Origin of the sequence: Deinococcus aquiradiocola (assembly GCF_014646915.1) — a bacterium.
Taxonomy (GTDB): domain Bacteria; phylum Deinococcota; class Deinococci; order Deinococcales; family Deinococcaceae; genus Deinococcus; species Deinococcus aquiradiocola.
Genome location: NZ_BMOE01000009.1, coordinates 162703 through 168868, shown reverse-complemented (window position 1 = coordinate 168868; position 6166 = coordinate 162703). Strand labels below are relative to the sequence as shown.

Below are 6166 nucleotides of genomic sequence, written 5' to 3'. Positions count from 1 at the left end.
CACGTAAGCTCGTTCATGGTTCATTGAACCACTGTCGTGCCCAAGAGTCCACGACCACCCGCGTGCATCGTTTGACACCGGGTGCATACCGGGGTATACTTTCCATATCAGCGTCCGAAAGGGCGCTTTTTTTGTTCCCCACGCCACGCTGCCCGGAGGGGCGGGGCCGGGTCACGGTGTCCCGGCAGACGGCGTCCCGGTAGACTGGGCGCGTGAAGCTGCACGACCTCGCCCGCGCCCTGAACCTCTCCCTCCCGGACGGCACGCCGGACCCCGACGTGAGCGGCGTCACGCACAACGCCGCGTGGGTGCAGCCGGGCATGGCGTTCGTCGCCATTCGTGGCGCACGCTTCGACGGGCACAGCTTCCTGGCGGACGTCGCGGCGCGCGGCGCGGTCCTGGTGCTCGGGGAGGGCCTGCCGGACGGCGTGGCCGCTCCCCTGCCGTACCTGCGGGTCCCGGAGGCGCGCGCGGCGCTGGCGGACGTGGCGGCAGCGCTGCACGGCGACCCGAGCCGCGCCCTGAAGGTGGTCGGCGTGACCGGCACGGACGGCAAGACCACCACCAGCTGGATGACCGTGCACCTGCTGCGCGCGGCGGGCCTGCCGTCCGGGCTGCTCAGCACCGCCGGGTACCAGCTGCCGGACGGGGCGGTGCGGCACTTCCCGGCGCACTTCACCACGCCGGAAGCGCCGCAGGTGCAGGAGAACCTCGCCGGGCAGCTGCAGGCGGGCGCGCGGGCGGTGGTGCTGGAGGCCAGCAGTCACGCGCTCGCGCTGGAACGCGTGCGGGCCGTGGCGTGGGACGTGGCGGTGTGGACACAGCTCACGTCCGAGCACCTCGACTTTCACGGGACGGTGCAGGGGTACTTCGAGGAGAAACGCAAACTGATCGAACGTGCCCCCTTCGCCGTCCTGAACGCCGACGACCCCTGGACGGCGCACCTGACCGCGCTCGGCCCACACACCCTGTACGGCGAGGCGCCGGAAGCGGCGTGGCGTGCGGCGGACGTGCGCGAGGAGGTGGGCGGCCTGCGCTTCCGGCTGCACTGCCCGCTCGGTGAAGCGGAGGCGTGGCTGCCGATGATCGGGCGCTTCAACGTCCACAACGCCCTCGCGGCAATGGCGGCCGCCGCGCAGCTCGGCGCGGACCTCGGGACGCTGCTGGACGGCCTGGCGAGCTTCGCGGGCGTGCCGGGCCGAATGGAGCTCGTGCCGGACGCGGGCGGGCGGCGCGTCGTCGTGGATTTCGCGCACACGCCGCCCAGCCTGGAGAAGGCGCTCGGCACGCTGCGCGTCACCACGCCGGGCCGCCTGATCGTGGTGCTCGGATCTGCGGGCGGCCTGCGCGACCCCAGCAAGCGCGCGCCGCTCGGGGAGGTCGCCACGCGCCTCGCCGACCACGCGTTCTTCACGGAGGAGGACAGCCGCGACACGCCCATCCGGGACATCCTGCAGGAGATGGAGCGCGGCGCGGGCGGCCGCAGCAACCACACGAGCGTCCCGGACCGCCGCGAGGCGATCCGTGCTGCCGTGCGCCTCGCCCGGCCCGGCGACACGGTCCTGCTCGCCGGGAAAGGCCCGGAGGAGACGCTGGAGCGCCTGCACGAGACGATTCCTTGGAACGAGGTGCAGGAAGCGCGGGACGCGCTGCTCGACTGAGCGCCCCAGGCCCCGGCGGGCGTCACGTGAGGTCGGAGTGACCGGAGGGTCCGGGGCCACTCCTATTCGCTTCTGGCCTGCCTTCCCATGAGTTCCTGCACGCCCTGGCGGGGCGTCCACTCGCCGGACACGACGCGGGCGACGGCGCGCACGATGGGCAGGTCCTGCCCGTGCGCTTCGGCCCAGGCGCTCAGCAGGCCGGCGGTGCGGACGCCTTCCACGACCTTGCCGCCCTGGCTGGCGCTCTGGCCGCGCCCGATGGCCTCTCCGGCGGCGCGGTTGCGGGAGTGGCGGCTCCCGGCGGTCGCGACGAGGTCCCCGAGGCCCGACAGGCCGTACACGGTGCCTTCCTCGGCGCCCTGTGACGCGAGGTACTGGCCCATCTCGCGCAGGCCGCGCGTGATGAGGGCGGCCTTGGCGTTGTCGCCGAGTTCGAGGCCGTCGATGAGTCCGGCGGCGAGCGCGATGACGTTCTTGAGGACGCCGCCGAGTTCGACGCCGCTCAGGTCGCGGCTGGTGTACACGCGCAGGGCGGGCGTCATGAGGGCGTCCTGCACGGTGGCGCTCAGGGTGGGGTCGCTGCTGGCGACGACGGTCGCGGCGGGCAGGCCGCGTCCGATCTCCTCAGCGTGGTTGGGGCCGCTGAGCACGGCGACGCGCGTGAAGCCCAGGCGGCCCGCGAGGAGGCTCAGGCGGTCGCCGTCCGGCGCGAGGCCCTTGGCGCACAGCACGACGCCCAGGTCGCGCGGGAGGGCGTGCAGCAGGTCGGGAATGCCGACGCTGGGCACGGTCAGGAGGGCCCAGTCGCGGCCGTGCACGGCGGCGTGCAGGTCGGCGGTGACGTGCACGGCCTGCGGGAGGGGCACGCCGGGCAGGTAGTCGCGGTTCTCGCGGTCCTGCGCGAGCGTGCGGGCGACCTCCTCGCGCCGCGCCCAGAGGGTGCTGGGGCGGCCGTGCCGGGCGAGTGTCGCGGCGAGCGCGGTGCCCCAGCCGCCCGCGCCGAGCACGGGGACGGGCGTGTCCGGTGCGGTGTTCACGCGGCTCCGCCTGCGGTGCGGGCGAACACCCAGATGCGCGGCGTGTCGGGCCACGGTTCGGCGTAGTCGGGGTACTCGCAGAATTCCCAGCTGTGCAGCCCGGCGGCGCGCAGCATCGGTTCGAGGTCGGCGGCGTCGTAGCCGCGTTCGGTGTGCAGCTCGATGAATTCCTCGTCCTCGACGCGGCAGATGGCCTGGACCGTGCCGAGCTGCGTGTCGGGGTCGTAGTGGTGCGACCAGTGGTAGTGCACTTCGCGGCCGTCCGTCATGGGCGCGAGGCCCTCCATGACTTCGCCTTCCCACAGGTCGCGCACGCCGACGCGGGTGTTCACGTCGAAGGCGAGGAGGCCGCCGGGGTTCAGGTGCGCGGTCATGCGTGTCAGGGCGGCCTGCAGGTCGGTGGGCTCGGTGAGGTTGTTGAGGCTGTCGAAGACGCAGGTGACGAGGTCGTAGCGGGCGTGCAGGTCGAAGTCGCGCAGGTCGCCCTGCACGAAGGGCGTGCCGGGCAGGCGGGCGCGGGCGACGTTGAGCATGTCGGCGCTGTAGTCGAGGCCCGTGACGTTCAGGCCGCGCCGCTGGAGTTCGGCGGTGAGGGCGCCCGTCCCGCACGCCAGGTCGAGGGCCGTGGCGGGCGTGAGGTCGCGGTCGCGGGCGTAGTCGAGCACGAAGTCCGCCCAGTCGCCGTATTCGATGTCGGCCATGATGGCGTCGTACACGCCCGCGAGGGCCGAGAAGGGGGGGCGCTGCATGGGGCGCATGATAGCGGGCGGGCGTGAAGGCCGCGCCCGGACGGGCCGGAGCCGGGTGGCGGGTTCAGGGCCGGTCTGGGGTGGGCTGGTCGGGGTGCGGCTCCGGCCCGGCGGGCTGCACGGCGAGGCGGGCGGGGTCCTGCCATTCCTGCGCTTCCTCCAGGCCCAGCAGGACGCGGCCCGCACCTTCGGCGAGCGCTTCGAGTTCCAGTTCGCCGGGGATGACGGTCAGGGGCGCGATCCACGCGACGCGGCGCTCGATGCGGTCGATGAGGCTCTGCCAGCGCGCGATGCCGCCCGAGATGGCGAGCGCGTCCGGGCGGCCCGGCAGCGCGGCACTGTACGCGCCGAGCGCCTTGCAGACCTGCTGCACGAAGGCGTCCGCCGCGAGGCGCACCTGCGGGTCGGCCTTCTCGCGGCGCTCCAGTTCGCGCAGGTCGCCGCTGCCGGTGAGGCCCACGAAGCCGCCCGCCTGCGTGAGGTGCGCTTCCAGTTCGGGGCGCGGCAGGCGGTACGCGAGGTCCAGCAGGCCCGGCAGGGGGAGCGGTCCGGCGCGCGTGGCGCTGAAGGGCCCCTCGCCCTGCGAGATGCCGCTCGTGTCGATGGCGCGGCCCTTGTCGAAGGCGGTGACGCTGATGCCCGCGCCGAGGTGCGCGACGACGACGCGCGCGTCATGGAAGCTGCGTCCGACCTCGTACGCGGCGCGGCGGGCGACGGCGCCCGCGTTCAGGGTGTGGAAGCGGCTGCTGCGCGGCACGCCGGGCAGGCCGCTCTCGCGCGCTTCGGGGAGGCGCTCGTCGAGGCTGGGCGGGTCCACGATCAGGGCGGGGACGCCGTACTGCCGGGCGAGCCCGAGCGCGAGGGCCGCGCCGACGTTGCCGGAGTGCTCGCCGGACTGGCCGGTCAGGGCGTGCGCCGCGAGTTCCGGCGTGACCACGAAGGTCCCGGCCGTCACCTCGCCGATCGCGCCGCCGCGCGACACGACGGCGTCCGGGGCGGGCCAGTCGCGGGCCGCGTGGTGCAGGTCCGCGACGAGGGCCGCCACCCACGCCCCGCTGAGCGGCGTGAGCGTCTGCAGGGTGTCGGGCAGGTCGAGTTCGGCGCGCGTGAGCGTCAGGCGGAGCTGGCCGGGCAGGTCCGGGTTCTCGCTCGGCTGGATGTCGGCCAGCGCGAGACGCGTGGAACTGGAACCGGGATTGATGACGTAGGCCAGCATGGCCCGCACAGGCTAGCAGTTCACGCGGATGGAACGCCACACGCGCCCGCCCGGCGAAGGACAGAAGCTGTCACTGCGGGAGGGGCGCGATTCTAAACGTGTCCTTAGGGCCGTGCGGTTCAGGCCTCGCCTTCCTCACTTACCCTGGTGGCATGACGTCCCGCAACACTCTCATCGTCACGGTGGCCGCGCTGGTGGGCCTGGGCCTGGGCGCCACCGTCCTGCGCGGCCAGGTGCCCGTCTCACAGGCGCAGTCCACGCAGGCGACCGCCCCGAAGCTCGACGAGACGGCCGCGCGCCTGCAGAACGAGGCGAACACCATCGACATCGTGAAACGCTACGAGCCGGGCCTCGTGTACATCAGCACCGAGCAGACCGTGCAGGCCGACCCCTTCGGGATGATGTTCGGGCAGGGCGGGACGCAGCAGGTGGAGGGCGTCGGGTCCGGGTTCTTCGTGAATGCCGCGGGCGACATCCTCACGAACTACCACGTGGTGCGCGACGCGGACAGGATCCAGATCCGGCTGCTCGGCAACAAGCAGACGTACACCGCGACCGTGGTGGGGCGCGCCCCGCAGTACGATCTGGCGCTCATCCGGCCCAGCAAGCTGCCCGCGAACCTCGTGCGGCCCATCCCGCTCGGTGACAGCGACAGGCTCGCAGTGGGGCAGAAGGCCGTCGCGATGGGCGCGCCGTTCGGGCTGGACTTCAGCGTGACGGAAGGCATCGTGTCGTCCACGAACCGCCGCATCCCGATCGGATTCTCGAACGGCGGGAGCGCGCAGGGCATCACGCAGAACGCCATCCAGACGGACGCGGCCATCAACCCCGGCAACAGCGGCGGGCCGCTGCTGGACAGCGCCGGGAAGGTGATCGGCATCAACACGCAGATCATCAGTCCCGCCAGTTCCGGCGGGGAAGGGCAGAACGCGGGCGTGGGCTTCGCGATTCCCATCAACACCGCCCGGAACCTGCTGACGCGCCTGCAGAACGCGAACGGCAAGGAGGTGCGCGCCCCGATCATCGGGATCACGCCGGGCCTCGTGGCGCTGCAGCAGTCGCAGAGCGGGCCGCAGCCGGTCGCGCTGGGCCTGGGGTCCCTGACGGAGAGCGCGAAGGCGCAGCTGGGCCTCCCGGCGCGCGGCGTGGTGATCGCGCAGGTGAACAAGGACTCGCCCGCGTCGCGCGCGGGCCTGGTGGGCGGCACGAGCACCCGCAGCTTCCAGGGCGGGCAGATCAGTCTGGGCGGGGACGTGGTGACGGCCGTGAACGGGCAGGCGGTCGACAGCCTGGAAGACCTGCAGGCGGGCCTGATCGACCGCAAGGTGGGCGACACGGTCACGCTCACGCTGGTGCGCGGCGGCAAGACCCGGCAGGTGAAGCTGACGCTGGACGCCGCCGCCTTCCAGCAGACGAACTGAAGGGCACGCCGGCCGGGCGCAGGTGGCAGGATGAAGGGATGACCGGACCATGCAGGGAACCACGCGCGGTGCGGGGGGCGGC

General features: G+C 73.1%; 5 protein-coding genes. 2 read left to right on the top strand and 3 right to left on the bottom strand.

Annotated elements, in window-relative coordinates; translation table 11 throughout:
- Window positions 1–212 precede the first annotated feature (212 nt).
- Window positions 213–1661 (top strand): UDP-N-acetylmuramoyl-L-alanyl-D-glutamate--2,6-diaminopimelate ligase, encoded by a 1449-nt coding sequence (locus tag IEY33_RS13495; protein ID WP_188963800.1) that lies wholly within the window; start codon window positions 213–215, stop codon window positions 1659–1661.
- A 62-nt stretch (window positions 1662–1723) separates the two neighbouring features.
- On the opposite strand, the gene IEY33_RS13490 is transcribed toward IEY33_RS13495, so the two are convergent.
- From IEY33_RS13490 to IEY33_RS13480, 3 genes are all read right to left on the bottom strand, one after another.
- A complete protein-coding gene (locus IEY33_RS13490; RefSeq protein ID WP_188963799.1) occupies window positions 1724–2698 on the bottom strand; it encodes an NAD(P)H-dependent glycerol-3-phosphate dehydrogenase in 975 nt (324 codons plus the stop codon).
- Window positions 2695–3447: a class I SAM-dependent DNA methyltransferase gene (locus IEY33_RS13485; protein ID WP_188963798.1), complete on the bottom strand. Its 753-nt coding sequence runs from the start codon at window positions 3445–3447 to the stop codon at window positions 2695–2697. Before IEY33_RS13485 ends, IEY33_RS13490 begins: the two co-directional genes overlap by 4 nt.
- 64 nt (window positions 3448–3511) lie before the next feature.
- Window positions 3512–4663, bottom strand: coding sequence for a butyrate kinase (locus tag IEY33_RS13480; protein WP_188963797.1), 1152 nt, complete (start codon window positions 4661–4663; stop codon window positions 3512–3514).
- Between the two features lie 152 nt (window positions 4664–4815).
- Between IEY33_RS13480 and IEY33_RS13475 the strand changes: the two genes are divergently transcribed.
- On the top strand, window positions 4816–6084 hold the full coding sequence (locus tag IEY33_RS13475) for a S1C family serine protease (RefSeq protein ID WP_188963796.1): 1269 nt from the start codon (window positions 4816–4818) through the stop codon (window positions 6082–6084).
- Window positions 6085–6166 lie beyond the last annotated feature (82 nt).

Coding starts and splice junctions, on each gene's coding strand:
- IEY33_RS13485 (WP_188963798.1), bottom strand. CDS start 3,447: ATGCAGCGCCCCCCCTTCTCGGCCCTCGCGGGCGTGTACGACGCCATC.
- IEY33_RS13480 (WP_188963797.1), bottom strand. CDS start 4,663: ATGCTGGCCTACGTCATCAATCCCGGTTCCAGTTCCACGCGTCTCGCG.
- IEY33_RS13475 (WP_188963796.1), top strand. CDS start 4,816: ATGACGTCCCGCAACACTCTCATCGTCACGGTGGCCGCGCTGGTGGGC.